Source organism: Cytobacillus sp. Hm23, from assembly GCF_051842895.1.
Taxonomy (GTDB): domain Bacteria; phylum Bacillota; class Bacilli; order Bacillales; family SM2101; genus Nanhaiella.
This window is the reverse complement of sequence record NZ_JBPXRQ010000024.1, coordinates 1-18,097: the sequence shown is the minus strand read 5'-3', so window position 1 is coordinate 18,097 and position 18,097 is coordinate 1. Positions and strand designations below refer to the sequence as shown.

General features: G+C 34.0%; 20 protein-coding genes and 3 other annotated features. Of the genes, 16 read left to right on the top strand and 4 right to left on the bottom strand.

Features of this window, described 5'->3' with window-relative positions; genetic code table 11:
• The first annotated feature begins 435 nt into the window (after window positions 1-435).
• Entirely contained in the window at window positions 436-1,050 is a 615-nt protein-coding gene (locus tag ACSVDA_RS14995) for an HAD family hydrolase (RefSeq protein WP_485884241.1), read from the top strand.
• Between the two features lie 296 nt (window positions 1,051-1,346).
• Complete coding sequence (locus ACSVDA_RS14990) at window positions 1,347-2,063, top strand: YebC/PmpR family DNA-binding transcriptional regulator (protein ID WP_214484193.1); 717 nt, start codon at window positions 1,347-1,349, stop codon at window positions 2,061-2,063.
• A gap of 35 nt (window positions 2,064-2,098) precedes the next feature.
• Here ACSVDA_RS14990 and ACSVDA_RS14985 read toward each other — a convergent pair whose 3' ends face one another.
• Window positions 2,099-2,527, bottom strand: coding sequence for a VOC family protein (locus tag ACSVDA_RS14985; RefSeq protein WP_485884240.1), 429 nt, complete (start codon window positions 2,525-2,527; stop codon window positions 2,099-2,101).
• 216 nt (window positions 2,528-2,743) lie between these two features.
• On the opposite strand from ACSVDA_RS14985, the gene ACSVDA_RS14980 reads away from it, so the two are divergent.
• The 9 genes from ACSVDA_RS14980 (at window position 2,744) to ACSVDA_RS14940 (ending at window position 8,253) form a co-directional block, all read left to right on the top strand.
• The gene (locus tag ACSVDA_RS14980) at window positions 2,744-3,151 is read left to right on the top strand and encodes a VOC family protein (protein WP_485884239.1); all 408 of its coding nucleotides are present in this window, start codon (window positions 2,744-2,746) and stop codon (window positions 3,149-3,151) included.
• Window positions 3,152-3,290: 139 nt separating this feature from the next.
• A complete protein-coding gene (locus tag ACSVDA_RS14975; protein WP_485884238.1) occupies window positions 3,291-3,473 on the top strand; it encodes a hypothetical protein in 183 nt (60 codons plus the stop codon).
• 4 nt (window positions 3,474-3,477) lie between these two features.
• On the top strand, window positions 3,478-3,990 hold the full coding sequence (locus ACSVDA_RS14970; protein WP_485884237.1) for an NUDIX domain-containing protein: 513 nt from the start codon (window positions 3,478-3,480) through the stop codon (window positions 3,988-3,990).
• Between the two features lie 149 nt (window positions 3,991-4,139).
• On the top strand, window positions 4,140-4,769 hold the full coding sequence (locus tag ACSVDA_RS14965; protein WP_485884236.1) for an NUDIX hydrolase: 630 nt from the start codon (window positions 4,140-4,142) through the stop codon (window positions 4,767-4,769).
• Window positions 4,770-5,158: 389 nt separating this feature from the next.
• Window positions 5,159-5,422 (top strand): ArsR/SmtB family transcription factor, encoded by a 264-nt coding sequence (locus ACSVDA_RS14960; protein ID WP_320210698.1) that lies wholly within the window; start codon window positions 5,159-5,161, stop codon window positions 5,420-5,422.
• 93 nt (window positions 5,423-5,515) lie between these two features.
• Entirely contained in the window at window positions 5,516-6,382 is an 867-nt protein-coding gene (locus tag ACSVDA_RS14955) for a permease (RefSeq protein WP_485884235.1), read from the top strand.
• A 284-nt stretch (window positions 6,383-6,666) separates the two neighbouring features.
• On the top strand, window positions 6,667-6,999 hold the full coding sequence (locus tag ACSVDA_RS14950) for a PadR family transcriptional regulator (RefSeq protein ID WP_485884234.1): 333 nt from the start codon (window positions 6,667-6,669) through the stop codon (window positions 6,997-6,999).
• Between the two features lie 14 nt (window positions 7,000-7,013).
• Window positions 7,014-7,685, top strand: a complete 672-nt coding sequence (locus ACSVDA_RS14945) for a permease prefix domain 1-containing protein (protein WP_485884233.1) — start codon at window positions 7,014-7,016, stop codon at window positions 7,683-7,685.
• Window position 7,686: 1 nt separating this feature from the next.
• Window positions 7,687-8,253, top strand: coding sequence for a DUF4825 domain-containing protein (locus ACSVDA_RS14940; RefSeq protein ID WP_485884232.1), 567 nt, complete (start codon window positions 7,687-7,689; stop codon window positions 8,251-8,253).
• 97 nt (window positions 8,254-8,350) lie between these two features.
• On the opposite strand, the gene thrS is transcribed toward ACSVDA_RS14940, so the two are convergent.
• Window positions 8,351-10,276 carry a threonine--tRNA ligase gene (thrS, locus tag ACSVDA_RS14935; protein ID WP_485884231.1) on the bottom strand — a complete coding sequence of 642 codons (1,926 nt, stop codon included), beginning with the start codon at window positions 10,274-10,276 and terminating at the stop codon, window positions 8,351-8,353.
• Between the two features lie 190 nt (window positions 10,277-10,466).
• Window positions 10,467-10,686, bottom strand: a binding site (T-box leader).
• Between the two features lie 36 nt (window positions 10,687-10,722).
• Window positions 10,723-10,943: a binding site (T-box leader), on the bottom strand.
• Between the two features lie 36 nt (window positions 10,944-10,979).
• Window positions 10,980-11,199 (bottom strand) — a binding site (T-box leader).
• Between the two features lie 176 nt (window positions 11,200-11,375).
• Between thrS and ACSVDA_RS14930 the strand changes: the two genes are divergently transcribed.
• From ACSVDA_RS14930 to ACSVDA_RS14915, 4 genes are all read left to right on the top strand, one after another.
• Window positions 11,376-11,615 (top strand): transcriptional regulator SplA domain-containing protein, encoded by a 240-nt coding sequence (locus ACSVDA_RS14930; RefSeq protein ID WP_485884230.1) that lies wholly within the window; start codon window positions 11,376-11,378, stop codon window positions 11,613-11,615.
• A gap of 49 nt (window positions 11,616-11,664) precedes the next feature.
• Entirely contained in the window at window positions 11,665-12,693 is a 1,029-nt protein-coding gene (gene splB, locus ACSVDA_RS14925; protein WP_485884229.1) for a spore photoproduct lyase, read from the top strand.
• Between the two features lie 214 nt (window positions 12,694-12,907).
• Window positions 12,908-14,122, top strand: a complete 1,215-nt coding sequence (locus ACSVDA_RS14920; RefSeq protein WP_485884228.1) for an NAD(P)/FAD-dependent oxidoreductase — start codon at window positions 12,908-12,910, stop codon at window positions 14,120-14,122.
• A 261-nt stretch (window positions 14,123-14,383) separates the two neighbouring features.
• On the top strand, window positions 14,384-15,430 hold the full coding sequence (locus tag ACSVDA_RS14915) for an ATP synthase beta subunit C-terminal domain-containing protein (protein ID WP_485884227.1): 1,047 nt from the start codon (window positions 14,384-14,386) through the stop codon (window positions 15,428-15,430).
• A 226-nt stretch (window positions 15,431-15,656) separates the two neighbouring features.
• Here the strand turns inward: ACSVDA_RS14915 and ACSVDA_RS14910 are convergent, their stop codons facing one another.
• Complete coding sequence (locus tag ACSVDA_RS14910) at window positions 15,657-16,583, bottom strand: manganese-dependent inorganic pyrophosphatase (RefSeq protein WP_485884226.1); 927 nt, start codon at window positions 16,581-16,583, stop codon at window positions 15,657-15,659.
• Window positions 16,584-16,775: 192 nt separating this feature from the next.
• Here ACSVDA_RS14910 and iadA point away from each other — a divergent pair, with 192 nt between their 5' ends.
• Window positions 16,776-17,945, top strand: a complete 1,170-nt coding sequence (iadA, locus tag ACSVDA_RS14905; RefSeq protein WP_485884225.1) for a beta-aspartyl-peptidase — start codon at window positions 16,776-16,778, stop codon at window positions 17,943-17,945.
• 69 nt (window positions 17,946-18,014) lie between these two features.
• On the opposite strand, the gene ACSVDA_RS14900 is transcribed toward iadA, so the two are convergent.
• Window positions 18,015-18,097: IS3 family transposase (locus ACSVDA_RS14900; RefSeq protein WP_485884303.1), on the bottom strand; the 83-nt coding region annotated here is incomplete at its 5' end.

Below are 18,097 nucleotides of genomic sequence, written 5' to 3'. Positions count from 1 at the left end.
AAGGTGGATCTCGAATAAAAGATGTCTAATGGTCGAAAGGGTTTAGAAAAATTGTAAGAATTATCATTAGCTCCTTTTAATAATACTTGATGGTAATTATTTCATAAATTTAATAAAATTTCAATTTGTGCATTGTATCATAAACGAAAGTATTGTAGAATAATAATTATATTTTAAATAGAAGGGTAGGGTAGAATGATTGGTGAAAAAGCGCCTGAACTAGGTAAGGTAAGTTGCTCTAGTTGACGAGGAGGAGGTTTATCGATTTTTCGGCGGATGCCTCCCGGTTGCTTCGACTACAACCGTAATCATATACGAAAACAAAGAGGTGACTTTTTGGACAATCGTATGTGTGTAATCGACAAAAAAATTAACTTGCAAGGGGACGAGAGCAGTCCTCTATAATTCTTGTCCCTTTGTGTTGGAGGGCATTATATGGATAGCATTATTTTTGATTTGGACGGTACACTTTGGGATTCTAGTCGTGAGATTTTAACTTGTTGGAATGATGTATTAGCCAGATATGATGAAGTTAATTACAGTATAACAGTAGACGATTTAACTGGCACGATGGGCTTGCAATCGAAGGAAATTGGGGAAAAGCTATTCCCTCATCTTGGGGCAAGTTTGCAACAACGAATATTAGCAGAATGCTGTCAAGTTGAATGTAACCACTTAGCAAATCACGGTGGGGTACTATATAACCGTGTGGAAGAAGTCCTTAGTGAGTTATCTCAAACTTACAAATTGTTTATCGTTAGTAATTGTCAAGACGGTTATATTGAAGCATTTTACAAATATCATAAGCTAGATAAGTATTTTATTGATTATGAGAATCCTGGAAGAACTGGGCTATCAAAAGGTGAAAACATCAAGCTGGTCATCAACAGAAATCAATTAGTAGACCCGATTTATGTAGGTGATACTGAAGGTGACCGAACAGCAGCGAAGTTTGCGGGAATACCGTTTGTATTTGCTAAGTATGGGTTTGGTGAAGTTACTCAATACGATTATAGTATCGATACATTTGATGCAATAAAGGAACTATGAAATGTTTCTTACTAATGATATAGTCTGCTGAAATCAATTTTGATTCAGCAGGCTTTTTCACAGCTAATTTAATCTAATTTAGTATTGAGCAATGCCAATAATTCTTCAATATGTAATCAAAAATCACTTACTTAATTATGCTATAATCAATATACGTGCTAAATTGGATGTTACTGCAAATAATTAAAACTAATTTAAGTGGTAAGAATGTCTGTGTAAAATTATTGACTGCTATCATTTAAAGAACTTCATTAGTTATATTGTATAGATTCAAACATGAAAGAGAGTGAAAAGAAATGGGTCGTAAATGGAACAATATTAAAGAGAAAAAAGCATCAAAGGATGCGAATACGAGTCGTATCTATGCTAAGTTTGGTCGAGAAATTTATGTGGCTGCCAAGCAGGGTGAACCAGATCCTGAAGCAAACCAAACTTTAAAATTTGTTCTAGAGCGTGCAAAAACTTACAATGTGCCGAAAGCCATTATTGAACGTGCCATTGAAAAAGCTAAAGGTGGTTCTGATGAAAACTATGATGAACTTCGTTATGAAGGATTCGGACCAAATGGATCTATGGTCATTGTAGATGCATTAACGAATAACGTAAACCGCACTGCATCAGATGTACGAGCTGCCTTCGGTAAAAATGGTGGTAATATGGGTGTCAGTGGGTCAGTTGCATATATGTTTGATGCAACAGCTGTTATTGGTTTAGAAGGTAAAACAGCTGATGAGGTACTCGAACTACTAATGGAAGCTGATTTAGATGTTCGTGACATATTAGAAGAAGATAACGCTGTTATCATTTATGGAGAACCTGATCAATTTCATACAATACAAGAAGCTTGTACAAATGCAGGTATCACTGAATTTTCAGTAGCTGAAATTACAATGCTCGCACAAAACGAGGTAGAACTTCCACAAGATGCACAGGTGCAATTCGAGAAGTTAATAGATGTATTAGAAGACTTAGAAGATGTTCAACAAGTTTATCACAACGTTGACATTAAATAACAAAGGGGGTCAGCCCCCCTTTTTGCTTTGACGTGTTAACGTTGATGGGACAGACCCCTTGTTATTTCATCCATTGATTTGTCATTGTTTATTTGCATAGAAAGTGTGATCGTGTAGCCATTTGGATCTTTTAAAATGAGTTCACGTGCATTCCATGGTTGGTCAATGGGACCTTCAATTACTTTAGTATTCGCTGCTAAAGCTCTTTCGAAAAATTGATGAACATCCTCTACTGATAGGTTTACAACGATCCCTTGTTTACTACACTTATCTTGGCTATTATCCTTCAGCAACAAAATATCTTGATACTTTTCACCACGAATATGAGCCATAATTGTGTTACCCTCCTTATCTGGTAGCTCGAATATTGAGTTAAAGTTGACAACCTCGTTGTACCATTTCAGAGAATCATCCATGTTTTTTACTGAAAGCTTGACGAATAATGGCATTGGATAATATTCCATGTTACTTCCTCCTTTGACTAATGATAATTCAAAGATACGCCATCACCTTACGTGAGGGTCAAGAAGTTAAAAGTAACTTAGTATCATCTCTTTAATGATTATTTCTTCCCTAAACAATATTTACATACTTTAAATTAGTAGTCGATAAATAGTTGAAGACCTATTGTATGGTATCGTACTATTTAAATATATTAATAATTTTAAGGGGGCATTAATTTGATTAAAGGGATAGGTCACACCGCTTATACTGTTAAGAATATGGAAAAATCGCTCCATTTTTACTGTGATATTTTGGGGTTTCAAAAGTTATTTGAATTAAAGAATAGTGATGATGAACCTTGGATTGTTTATTTGAAAATAAGAGAAGGGCAGTTTATTGAGTTATTTTATGGTGGTAAAAAAACGAATGAAGTAGATGGAAGTACAATTGGTTATGCTCATTTATGTTTAGAAGTTACTGACATCCATGAAATTGCAAATCATTTAAAGAAAAATGGCTTAAAATTAGATGTAGAGCCTTTGCAAGGGTTAGATTTGAACTATCAATGTTGGGTTAAAGATCCCGATGGTAATGCAATTGAATTTATGCAAATGAACCCTGATTCCCCACAAATGAAGAATTAAGCTGTGTAGTTATTTTTTATTACAATAGCTCTTTTCGTAAACTTTGTTGCTAATTTTATTAATAATGGACTGTATGATGAGTTTTATAAGAGCTCAACCATTGTAAAAGTAGCAAAGATGCCACGAATGCTAGATGTATATGTGCTTAATGAAAAACAACAATCAATGCGAAACAGCCTTACATATTGACGCAAAATGGAGATTTCATCCCATAGAGGTTGATTTTAAAGAAGAAAAGATGTCGCAAGCATTAGTTATATACATATTTAACTTTAGTACGAACATTCAATACGAGAATGACCTTTTAAATAGAGAAGGGTGAGCATTTGAAACTACGGCAAATGGCAGTGGCTTTTCTAATCAATGAGGAGCAACAAGTGTTATTTCTTCAAAAAAAACCAAAAGACACATTTCTAGCAGGCTTGTTAGTGCCAATTGGTGGCCATATTGAAGGGGAAGAATTATGTGATCCTAAATCGGCCTGTCTAAGGGAGATAGAAGAAGAAACAGGTCTATCTAGTAGTTGCATAGATAACTTAACTTTGCGATACATTGTTCATCGATTGAGTGAAACTAAAGAAATAAGGATACAATATGTGTTTTTTGGCAATGTGTCTAAAGACTCTAAGTTAATCGAAAGCGATGAAGGGTCATTATGTTGGACAAATTTTAATGAAATTTCTAACATTAATGTCTCAGCGACAACTAAAGAAATTGCTAAGCATTATGAAAAAACTGCAAAACTATCAAAGAACGTATATGTAGGGTCAATGAAATCATTAAATGGGGATCCTGTAGTCACATGGGGGTTGTTAGAAGATTGGGAAAACCCTCGTTAAATTAACAGATCCAAGTGAATTTAGGTAGGAAACGAAATTAATAGAATTATAGCTATATAAATGGCTGAAAGTTAATTTGCATTCGAAAAAAGTAGTAGGAAGTTCATCTGAGTCAACTCAAAAACTATATACATAAGCGGGAGTTTAATATGGAAAAGGAATTAATTAAGGTCTTTGACGAGTCCCAACATGAATGTGGTGTAGCCACTAGAGAAGAAGTACATAAATTTGGTTATTGGCACGAAACATTTCATTGCTGGTTTATTAGTAAAGATGCTGGAAAAGATTATATTTATTTTCAAAAACGGAGTGCAATTAAAAAGGATTATCCTAACCTTTTAGACATTACAGCTGCTGGACATATATTAGCTCATGAAACGATGAGCGATGGAGTGAGAGAAGTTCATGAAGAGCTTGGTATTGAAGTAATGATGGAAGAACTTGTTTCATTAGGAATCTTCAAATATTGTGTGATTCATGAACAATTAGTCGATAAGGAAATAGCCAATGTTTTTCTATTCGATTATAAAAGTAATATGGAAAACTTCAAGCTACAAAAGGAAGAAGTATCAGGAATTGTGAAAGCCGATTTTAAGCAATTCAGTGAACTGTGGTTAGGAGATAGAACACATTTAAACATAGTTGGATTTGAAATTGATGAGAATGGGAGAAGATTGACTATAGATCAAATTGTGAGCAAAGCCGAATTTGTGCCACATGAGCAGGTGTATTATGAAAGTATTATTTCAAAAATAAATAAATACATCAAAAAAAATTGATTTAATCATTGACATTTAATAACATGCCATATATGATGGTTATATCAAAAAAAATTGTTTTAAGAAGTCTTAGTAAATTTTTTGTTTATAGATGGCTGTTTTCAGATTAATTGTTGCTTTTCGTAATAAGAGCTTAGCATAAATAAAACTAATTTTCGGATGCATCTTTTCTTCACTAAAGACTATAACAATTATATTAAGTAGATACTTAAATACAAGTGAAAAAAAGCAACAAAGTTTACGAACAGAAAGACAACGCTTATCATCGTCATATAGAAGAAAAGGTGCTAGCAGTATACTTAGAACAATATATAAAAAGGAGTGATAAGGTGGAAAACATTATTCCATTAAATGATATATCAGCAGAACGAACATTTGAAACTTATGAAATGAAGTTTAAAGCACTTGCGGACAAAAAAAGGTTACAAATAATGAATATTTTAACTCAAAAAGGGGGTATGTGTGTATGTGATTTAGCCCCATTAGTAAATATGACTCAATCTAAATTATCATATCATCTGAAAATATTATATGATGCAAATATTTTAACAAGAGAAACGAGAGGAACATGGAGCTACTACGAGCTAAATATGGACGAAGTCAACCATTTGCTTTCTGAGGAACTATGTTGCTTATTTAGGCCAAAATCGTAATTTTTTTTAGGATATTAATCAATTTTTTTTGATTAATATATCAACTTTTTTTGATTTATATTCATATATAAACCAATTATTAGGAGGAAGAAAATGTGGATTAATACATTACATAGCTTTTTGTACATTGCATTAGAATTAACAGTTTTATTTGTCGTAATTTCGTTTGTCATTAGTTTATTACAAGGCTTCATTCCATACGAAAAAATTGAGAAAAAGTTAATAGGAAAAAATAAAATAATCGCAGCTTTTTCGGCAGTCATATTTGCATTTATAACACCGTTTTGTTCATGCTCGACAATTCCAATTGTAGTTAATATGTTAAAGAAGAAATTACCTTTTGGGATCGTAATGATCTTCTTATTTGCTTCACCTGTTCTTGACCCGACTATTTTAACGATGATGGGAGTTATTCTAGGTTGGAAGGTAACGATTATTTATACAATCGTCACAACAATGATCTCAATTATTATTGGATTTATTCTTGAGGCACTAGGTTTTGAAAAGTATGTCAAAAATGTTGTGATGTCTGGGTATGAGGAACAACAGAAAAAATTTAACTTTAAACTAGCAATCAAGGAAACCATTGATCTCATGAAAAATGTATACCCATACCTTATTATTGGTGCTGCAATTGGTGCAGTTATACATGGTCTTGTACCTACAGAATGGATTTCTAGTGCATTTGGAAATGAGCACTGGTGGTTAATTCCTATTGCAGCTATCGTTGGTATACCGTTATATATAAGGCTTTCTAGCATGATTCCGATTTCTCAAATATTAATAATGAAAGGGATGGCGTTAGGTCCAGTAATGGCAATGATGATCAGTTCAGCAGGAGCCAGCTTACCAGAAGTCATTTTATTAAAAACAATCTTCAAAAAAGAGCTAGTTACCACGTTTGTTCTATCTGTAGTCATTATGTCAACCATTTCAGGCTTTATTTTCTATATGATCTAATCATTAAGGTAGGAATATCCGAGTAAGGAGGTGAAGTCGATGTTACGTTTAATAAATAAATTGATAAAAAATGATAAAGCTGAATCGAACTGCTGTACTGTAAAGATTAAAGAAATAAGTGACAACAAAATACAGCAAGCTAAGTAATATGACATACCATACATAAACGTGTGGTATTTTTTTTATTGGAATCTATTTACAATTTATAGAAAGTGTATTATTATTACTTATAATAAAGTACTACGTCATACATAGTAATATGTTGTAATTGCGAGGTGAGTGCAATGAGTGAGATAAGCATTAGTCGAGAGTTAATTCGTGGAAATATTGATACGATTATTCTTTGCGTACTGTTGGAACACGATAATTATGGTTACGAAATAATAAAAGCAATTGCAAAGAAAAGTAATGGAACATACGAATTGAAGGAAACTTCGTTATATACAAGTTTGAAAAGACTGGAATCACAGAAGCTAATTCAATCTTATTGGGGAAATGAAAGCCAAGGGGGGAGAAGGAAGTATTATAAGATAACATCATTGGGAACAGAAACTTATCAAAAGAACCTTAGTTCTTGGAAAACTGCAAAAACGCTAATTGATCAATTAATTGAGTGAAAGGAGGCGTCAAGGTGAATGATTTAGAAAAGCATGTAAACCGCTTATTTAAAGGGTATGTGGAAAGTGCACAAATTAGAGAATTGAAGGATGAAATATTAAGTAATCTAGAAGCAAAAGTAACAGATCTTACTAACGATGGTATAGCTTATCATCAAGCAGTTAAACTTGCAACACAAAATATTGACAGTATCCAAATGTTAATTGGAGATCACAAGGATGTTTTTACAAATAAATATAAAACTGAAATGCTCCAGTACGGTTTGTTGTATGTCATTATCTCTTGGATCGTCACGATACCTATGAGCATTGTTGGAATGGGTAAGCTACTGTCGACTGTTTTGCTCATTTCCTTGTTCATCATCGGGATATTGTTCTTACTATTCAGTAGTATGAAAGATGAGGCTTTCATTAATAAAGTATCAAGATTCAATTTAAAATCAGCATTTTTATATAAAAAAATTGTTTGGAATATATGGATATTATTTATAGTTGTTTGCTCAATAAGTACAATTGGCATGCAGTTTGGAAGTGATATTTGGATTGGGAGATCTATTGATATTAATGGACCATACCAATTTATGATTTTAGTTATCAGCCTTGTATTACCGGTCATTTCAATTATTATCCCTTTACTTTTCAGTAAAGCCGTAAAGCTTATTCAAAAATATGAAGTAGGTGGCTGAAATGAATTTTAGAAGCAAATTAATTATATTGTTATTAATTTCAGGGTTAGGGTTGTATGGAGTTGTCAATGTGATCGTATTGCCAAAAATAAATGCGAATGAAAAACAATATGCCATAGAACAACAAGACCCATTAACACATGACTTTGACCGTATTCTAAGTTATAAAAATCAATACATGGGAAATGCTGCAAATCTCGGTATGCTTTTTGATCACTTACCATTAAACGATTTTCAAAGAACTTATCAATCGTATCCAGAGTTACTTACTTTTGAAATTATCTATCAGGAAAAAATAAATATAAGTAACAAAGAAAATGTTGAAAGAGCTTTTATTTACAATGCGACAGCTGCTTTTGCGCTCATTGATAATTTAGAAGGTTTATATTTTACACTTGATGATGAAAGGTATAAAGTTTCACGTACAAGTCTTGAACAATGGTATGGGATAGATTTGAGAAGTTTAACTCATAAAAGTATATGGGAAGAACAAATCCAAAACAGGTTAGTTGATGATAATAATATTAAAGAAGGAATAACAACGGTATTTGAAAGAGAAACATATTGATTGTTCTTATATTCATGAGAAGTGTTGATTAAAGCCGCATAGTAAGCTTTAACAGAAAAAACAAGTCGATTCCATTAGTGAAGGAATCGACATTTTCTTATACAATAATACGACGCTCTTTTATTTGTTGTACAATACTCTTTTTAAATGATTTGAAGGGAACACTTTCTGATTTTTTACTACCGTATTTTCTAATATTTACTTTGTTTTCTTTCATTTCATTATCTCCTAACACAACCATATACGGGATTTTTTGCATCTGTGCTGCCCTTATTTTATAACCTAGCTTTTCATTGCTTGAATCAATCTTCACCTTAACACCTATTTGTTTCAATTCTGACTGAATTCGCAAACAATAATCTAGATGAACTTGTGATACAGGAATAATTTGTACTTGTATCGGAGCAAGCCAAACAGGAAATGCTCCTGCGAAATGTTCAATTAAAATGCCGAAGAAACGATCAATGGAACCGTAAATAGCTCTATGAATAACAACGGGTCGAACCTTTTCATTATGCTCATTAATGTATGTTAAATCGAACTTTTCAGGCATTTGAAAATCAAGTTGGATTGTTGCACATTGATGGCTTCTTTTTAACGCATCTTTTATATGAAAATCAATTTTTGGGCCATAAAATGCCCCATCACCTTCGTTTATACAATAATTAATTTCAAGGCTTTCAAGTACATTTTGTAAAGCATTTTCAGAAATCTCCCAAAGGTTGTCGTCACCTAATGAATTCTTAGGACGAGTCGAAAGTTCTACTGAATAGTCAAAGCCAAAAGTACGATATACTTGGTCAACTAAATAAAATGCATGTTTAATTTCGCTTTCAATTTGATCTTCTCGAACAAAGATGTGGGCATCATCCTGACAAAATGTTTGGACTCTAAACATACCATTTAAAGCACCGCTATATTCTTGGCGATGAACTTGGCCGAATTCTGCTAAACGTATAGGTAAATCTCGATAAGAGTATAAATTGTTTTTAAAAATGAGCATATGACCTGGACAATTCATCGGCTTCAGTGCAAATTTTTTATGTTCAGCTTCAGTGAAGTACATATTTTCATGGTAATGCTCCCAATGACCTGATTTCTCCCATAATTGTTGATTCATCATATACGGAGTGCGAACTTCTTCATAGTTCTCATTGCTTTGAAGTTCACGAGAGAAATTCTCTAATTCATTTCTAACTAGTTGACCTTTTGGTAAATAAAAAGGCATGCCTGGTGCTTCTTCTGAAAACATAAATAACTCCAATTGTTTTCCAATTTTACGGTGATCGCGTTTAGCAGCTTCTTCTAAGAAATGTAGATAATCATCTAAATCTCTTTTCTTTTTAAATGCTAATCCATACACTCGTTGTAGAACTTCATTTTGACTATCGCTCCGCCAATAAGCACCTGATACATGAGATAATTTATAGGCTTTTATCAAACCAGTGGATGGGAGATGAGGACCACGACATAAGTCAATAAACTCTCCTTGTCGATAAAGAGTTATATTTTCATCTGAAGGAATGTCCTTTAATATTTCTAACTTAAATGACTCACCTCGTTCTTTAAACAACCGTACAGCTTCCTCATAAGAAACTTCAATTCGCGTAATCTCCAAATTCTCGTTTATGATGTTTGAAATTTCTTTTTCAATAGCTAGTAAGTTTTCGGAAGTTAAACTGTTTTCAAGTTTTAAATCATAGTAAAACCCACTTTCTATCACTGGACCAACGCCTAACTTTACATTGCCATAGAGTCTTTTCACGGCTTGTGCCAATATATGTGTTGCTGAATGCCTTAAAACATGTATTCCTTCTTCGGAATCTATAGTAAATATAGAGAATTTTGCATCCTCTTGTAGCCTGTAGCTTAAATCAACTAGTTGCCCATTGACCTTCCCTACAATTGCATTTTTTCTTAAACTAGAACTAATTGATTGTGCTACATTTGCCACTGTCATACCTGGAGGATACTTTTTGATTTTTCCGTCTGGTAATTGGATCTTAATAAATTTTTCACTCATTATCATATACACTCCTTTGAAATAGATAAGCTCCTTTCGTACATGTTGTTTTGTAGATCATAATAAGAACATTAGACGCAGTTATATTGACGAAAAGATATCACTAATCCTTATTGAATGTTTATTTCTTATTACGACAAACAACAATATGCGAAAAATTTGGAGAAATAAAAAACGCACTCATCCCTCAACAAGGGACGAATGCGTTAAATCCGTGGTTCCACCCAACTTCCCATAAGAAAGAAACTTATGGCTCAAATGCTGTAACGTAGCAAAGACGGTATTGGATACTTTATTCCCCAATACAGCTCAAAGGTGGTAAATTATTTTCCTAAGCTAGGAAGGTCACAGCAAATCCTCCCCTCTCTGGAAGCCGTAAAAATAATTGTTGTCCTCATCATAGCAAGCAATTTATTTTTGTAAATAAAAAACGCACTCATCCCTCAACAAGGGACGAATGCGTTAAATCCGTGGTTCCACCCAACTTCCCATAAGAAAGAAACTTATGGCTCAAATGCTGTAACGTAGCAAAGACGGTACCAGCTACTAAAGTTCACTGATATAGCTCAAAGGTGGTAAATTATTTTCCTAAGCTAGGAAGGTCACAGCAAATCCTTCCCTCTCTGGAAGCCGTAAAAATAATTGTTGTCCTCATCATAGCAAGCAATTTATTTTTATAAATAAAAAACGCACTCATCCCTCAACAAGGGACGAATGCGTTAAATCCGTGGTTCCACCCAACTTCCCATAAGTAAAAAAACTTATGGCTCAAATGCTGTAACGTAGCAAAGACGGTATTGGATACTTTATTCCCCAATACAGCTCAAAGGTGGTAAGATACTTTCCTGCGTTAGGAAGATCTCAGCTTTTCTTCCCTCTCTGGAAACCGTAAAAGTAGCTCATATCCTTATCAAGGCTGATAAAAACTAAATATGTTATATATTACAATAAATTTAAATAAATAACAATAGCTGTTTTAAAGGTTTTTTTAATACATACACAACAGAATATATGACTAATGTAAGAAAAGCTTGTTTATAGCATCATACATAGATTCACCATGGGAGGAAACGATATTGTTTAAAAGGAGGTTAACTATATGGATAATAAACATGTTAAAGCAGGAGATCAGGTGTATGTGATATATCGCAACCCTCATACCCCGAATGTTGCAAATATTGAGCAAGCAGAAATAGTAGCACATCCAGAAAATAAAAATGATGTTGCACTTTTTCTTCATGAATCTTTTCATTTAATTGACGAGGATGATGCAGTTTATCCTACATATGAAGAAGCAGAGAAAGCGTTCAATAATATATTTGATTACGAACTAGACTAAACAGTAAGCCTCGATTTACTCTCGAATTTACGATAAGGAAGTGAAATATATGGTAAAGCCCTTTATGCCACAGCTTGTCTACTATGAACCTAATGCTATAACTTACAAGCTGGGTGAAGAGCTTTTAGATAAATTTAACGATTTAGGTATCGAAATAAGAAAAACGACCTCTCATAATCAAGTAAGAAATATACCAGGTGAAGGTCACTTGCAACAATATCGTAACGCTAAATCAACGTTAGTGATAGGTGTTAGAAAAACGTTGAAATTTGATTCGTCGAAGCCTTCTGCTGAATATGCACTTCCTTTGGCTACTGGATGTATGGGACATTGTCATTATTGTTATTTACAAACGACGATGGGAAGTAAACCTTATATTAGAACGTACGTCAATGTAGAAGAAATTCTTGATCAAGCTCATCAATATATGGATGAGCGTTCACCAGAGGAGACAAGATTTGAAGCTTCTTGTACTTCGGATATTGTAGGAATCGATCACTTAACACATACATTAAAACGAACAATAGAGTATTTTGGACAAAGTGACTTAGGTAAATTACGGTTCGTCACAAAATTTTCCCACGTAGATCATTTGTTAACTGCTAACCATAACGGAAAAACTCGCTTTCGCTTTAGTATCAATGCAGATTATGTCATAAAAAATTTTGAACCAGGTACATCGCCATTATCAGATCGAATTGATGCAGCTAAAAAAGTTGTAGAAGCAGGGTATCCATTAGGTTTTATTGTAGCTCCTATTTATTTGCATGAAGGGTGGAAAGAGGGATATCGAAATTTATTCATCAAACTAGATGAACAGCTACCAAAAACACAAAGAAATGATATTACCTTTGAGATGATTCAACATAGATTTACGAAGCCAGCTAAACGGGTAATTGAAAAAAACTATCCAAAATCAAAGCTCAAAATGGAGGAAGAAGATAGAAGGTATAAATGGGGGAGGTATGGAATCGGAAAATATATCTATCAAAAAGATGAAGAGGCAGAACTTAAAGATACATTGGAAAGTTATGTAGATCAATTTTTTCCAGAAGCAAAAATTGAGTATTTTACTTAAGCTGTTTTCGGATGGATAAACGTAGAGCCTAAACAAGTAATAAAACAATGAGAGTCGCAATAAGCCTCTGGTGTTGATCTAGTTTGCAAAATTACTTTTATGCCATGGGCCTTTCAGTAGCATTTTTGGTACCTTCTCTCTTTTAAAACGATGAAAATTGTAGTAAAGAAGCCTACGAAAAGAGCATAAGAAACTATATATGAGGAGCTATTTTATGGACTTGCAAAGTGGTAAATTTTATTGGCCGACAACTTATAACAATCCTCCATCATATCCTGTGTTAGAAGAAGACATCAATTGTGATGTTCTTATTATAGGTGGAGGGAGTTCTGGTGCACAATGTGCTTATTTACTCAGTGAAACTGGTTTAAAAGTAGCTGTTGTTGATAGAAGACAAATTGGACAAGGCAGTACAGCTGTAAACACTGCTTTAATACAATATTTGGGAGATAAAATGTTATTCGAACTAGTCAATAGTTTTGGTGAACAATCGGCTATTTTACATACAAAATTATGTGAAGAAGCAATGAATGACATCGAAAAAGCTGCAATGCAAATGAAAATAGACCCGGAATTCAACCGTAGAGATAGCCTTTATTATGCTAGTGATGAAGAAGGAGTAGAAAAGTTAAACAAAGAATATCACTTTCTTCATAAACATCACTTTCATGTCGATCTATTAACTGAAAGACAGATTAGTGAGCGGTATCCTTTTGCTAAGAAATTGGCTTTGCATATTTATGATGATGGGGAAATTAATCCTTATAAATATACGCATGGTCTGCTAATGGAGTCTCAACAGAGAGGAGTTCAAATATTTGAGCGAACTAGAATTAACGGTCATAAGTTAGAGAACGGTTCAACAACTTTTTTTACAGCAAATAAGCATGCTATTAAAGCAAAACATGTGATTATTGCTGCTGGCTATGAAGGATTAGAATTTAAAAAAGAAAAAAATGGGTACTTAACTAGTTCCTATGCTATCGTAACTAATCCTGTAGATGATTTTTCAGGCTGGTATAACAAAACACTGATTTGGGAAACTGCTCGCCCTTACATTTATATGCGGACAACAACTGACGGTCGAATAATTATTGGAGGCTTGGACGAGAATACCCACTATGCTAATGATCGTGATTCGAAAATTATTCATAAAAAGAAGAAATTAGTAGAGGAATTCAATAAATTGTTCCCAAACATAGCAGTTAATCCAGATTATTATTTAGGTGCTTTTTATGGTGGCACCCATGATGGATTACCTATGATTGGACAATATGAAGAATTCCCAAGCTGTTATTTTATATATGCATATGGTGATAACGGAATGGTTTATAGCGGAGTGCTAGCAAACATATTAAGAGATGTCATAACAAAGGGCTCACATCCAGCGATGGAGCTGTATGGAAAACATCGAGCTTCATCTATGTAGACTGTTGTAAATAAGGGCTTAAATGCATCTAGTTTTAATTATTTTGTCTGAAGTGTCAGGAATGTTTAAGCTAACTAAGAGCTGTGTAGTAAAAGGGTTCGTATGCTACACAGCTCAATTTTTTTGTGAATGACAAATAATCTTATGCGTTGAAGGTCATAGAAAATACAACTGTAACGAAAAATAAATTACTCTTAAAAGTAATTTAATGTTGCTTTCAAAAGAAATAAATATTACTATATAAAGTAAGGAGGTGTTATTATGGAAAATTTAAGACTAAATGTTACTTTATTGCGTAGAAGAGTTCCGAATTTAACGAGTGCTGCAAAATCTGTAGGTTTACGGCCAGCTACTGTATCTAATTTATGTACCGGAAAAATTCCTGTTGGGCGTTCTGAAGTTCGTACGTTGGTTGCACTTGCATCATTGGCAGAATGTAGTTTAGACGAATTAATATTAAGAGGGGAGAAGGTTAACATGGTTGAAACGGGAATAAAAGCATTAGATTTATTTGCACCGTTAACGAAAGGAGGAACTATCGGTTTAGTAGCCCGTCCTGGAATGGGGCAGCTAGTCGTCATTGCTGAAATGCTCGAGCGACTAAAAAAAGAAGGCTATTATTCAATTATGTTAAAACCAGAAGGCGAGCACCCAGAAATAAATGATATAGAAAAGATTGTGGATCTCGTAATAAATTCAATCGATGATGCTTATGAAAAGATGGTTAGCATAGGGAAAACGAAAGAAATTACTTTTGTATCAGACCGCTCTCATGTTATTTCAGGTGAAATACATCGTTTGCAAGAACGACTACACGATGTAGGAGTAGAATCAGTAACTACTTTCCTTGTTGATCTAAAGGGAGAGGCAGTCGATGAAGACTTACCGTATGGTCCTTTAGAAACATTATGGCAATTTGACGCTGACCTTGCAGCAAGGCGTAAGTTTCCAGCAGTGAACCCCATTTTTTCAACATCCTCAGTTCTTGAAGGAGCACATATTGACCAAACCCATCTTACGATTCAACAACGTGCAAGAAAATTATTGCGTCGCTACCGTGAATTGCGTTCAATAGTAAATATTAAAGGAGCAAAAAGCCTACCAGTCTCTGAAGTACAGACGTATAAGAGAGGAGAACGACTTGAGGCATATTTAACTCAACCATTCTATGTTGCTGAGTCTTATAGTGGACAGAAAGGAATGACGGTAAGTCTTCAGGATACGTTAAGTGATGTTAGAAAGATACTAGATGGATCATTTGATTCAGTTGATGTTGAGAAGATGAACTATGTAGGGAAACTTATTTAATTTGAGTAACAAAATATACTCATGAGATCAAAAGTCGTAGAAGTTTAATCTATATTGTGTAAATGTTAGATTGAACAAAAGCTGTTTTAAGCATGCCAACAAGTGACGTGCAAAAAACAGCTTTTTATAGGTTGAAAAGTATAAACGTATTGGAGCGTGCTTACTTTATAGTTCACTTTACATTTCACGAAAGTGAAATTCCTTCAGCACTTTACTTACACATTTCTTAAGATAATGCTTCAGTTAATTGTGGAACAACTTGCTTTTTACGTGAAACAACACCTTTGAGAATAGCAGTATTGTCTTGTAATGATACATTGAATGCTTTTTCTACAGCATTAGCAGATTCACCTAGTGCAATAGCAGTTGAATCATTTGTTAAAATGTCAGTTACAACGAATAAAAATAAATCTAATCCTTTTTCATTTATGACATTTGACATCGCAGTCTCTAAGTCGCTTTTGCGAGTAAGAACATCAGCTGTATCTACTGTGTTTACTTGTGCAATTTCAACTTTAGCAGAACCCATTTGGAATTCTTTTGCATCAAGAGATATCATCTCACTAGGAGCCTTATCGCTTAAATCTGCACCAGCCTTCAGCATGTTTAAGCCGTATTCTTCAAGGTTCACCTCTGCAATTTCTGCTAATTCACGCGCAGCAGCTACGTCTTCTTCTGTGCATGTCGGTGATTTGAATAATAATGAATCAGAAATGATCGCTGATAACATTAATCCCGCAATTTCTTTTTTTAATGTTACACCGTGCTCTTTATATAACTTGTTTAAGATCGTAGCTGTACAACCAACTGGTTCAGCACGATAATACAAAGGGTCACTCGTTTCAAAATTAGCAATACGGTGATGGTCAATAACTTCGAGTACACGAACTTTATCAATATCATCCACACTTTGCTGACGCTCGTTGTGGTCAACTAAAATGACACTGTTTACTTCATTTGAAACTGTTTCAACTAAACGTGGTGCATCTATATGGAAATGGTCTAAAGCAAATTGTGTTTCTCCGTTAACTTCACCAAGGCGTACAGGCTCAGCGTTTATTCCAATTTGTGTTTTTAATTCCGCATAAGCTATTGCAGAACAGATTGTATCTGTATCTGGATTTTTGTGTCCGAAAATGAGTGTCTTTTCCATTCATATTCTCCTTCACTTATTCATAATTAACAGGGTTCCAGTGGAAATCCTTTATTAAAATATGAGATATATATACTAACAACATATTTTATCATATATGAATACTTACAATAAAGATTTATATCGAAAACGAGCTGTAGACTGTATTATGAATTATGTTATGATTGGTGAAAAATAGATAGGAGAGTAGAGATGTCATACATATTAATTAAGAATGGTAAAATATACAATCCTAACTATCACGGAAAAGCAGACATATTAATGGTTAACGATAAAATCGTGAAGATAGCTGAGGATATTTCTGCAGAACATGATTTATTTGATGTGGAAGTCATTGATGCAATGGGCAAGATCGTCGTTCCAGGGTTTATTGATCAACATGTTCACCTAATAGGTGGTGGTGGCGAACTTGGTTTTTATAGTAGAACACCTGAGGTGGTGTTATCTGATCTTGTGAAAAATGGGATCACTACCGTCGTTGGATTGCTCGGAACAGATGGTGAAACAAGGCATATTGAATCCCTCCTCGCTAAGGCTCATGGTTTAGAACATGAAGGAATAACGACATTTATTCATACAGGTTCATATACAATACCGAGTGTCACGATTACAGGTAGTGTGAAGAAGGATATTATGTTTATTGATAAAGTAATTGGTGTGAAGGTCGCGCTTGCAGATCATCGGTCTTCACAAATGGCGGATCAAGAAATAATTCGTTTAGCTTCTGAAGCAAGAGTAGCAGGTATGTTAAGTGGCAAAAGTGGTATGGTGCATATCCATGTAGGAAGTGGAGGCGCTCGACTTGATCAGTTATTACGAATTGTAGAAGAAACTGACATTCCTATTACTCAATTCATGCCTACACATGTTTCAAGAACGAAGGCGCTACTTGAACAAGCTATTCAGTTTGCACAAGTTGGTGGTCGTATTGATATATCAACATACGCAGAGGTTTATAACAATGACGAAATCATACCGAGTGATGCCGTAGTAGAATGTTTAAATCATAAAGTTCCGGTCGAAAACATTACGATAAGCTCTGATGGAAATGGAAGCTTACCTGTATATAATGAAAACAGCAACATCATTGGGTTAGATGTAGGTAAAGTGGACACTCTATACACTGTTTTTAAGCATTTAGTTACGAAGAAAAATATCGACCTTGCTGATGCTTTAAAAATCGTAACCTCTAATGTTGCTAAAGCAATTAGTGCGTATCCACAGAAGGGTTTGTTAAAAGAAGGTAGTGATGCAGACATTGTTATTCTAAATGAACAAACTCTTAATATTGAACATGTATTTGCAAAAGGACAACAGATGGTCAAGGATAGGCAAGTAATTGTGAAAGGAATATTTGAATAATTAGATATATGTAAAAAGGTACTAAGCATAATATGAAGTGACCCCAAAAAGTTAGACACGTTATTAAATTTATGCAACTTTGGCATGAGTTCGGTATTGTACTGGGCTCATGCCATTTAATTTACCTTTTATCCTTTTATGATTATAGTAAT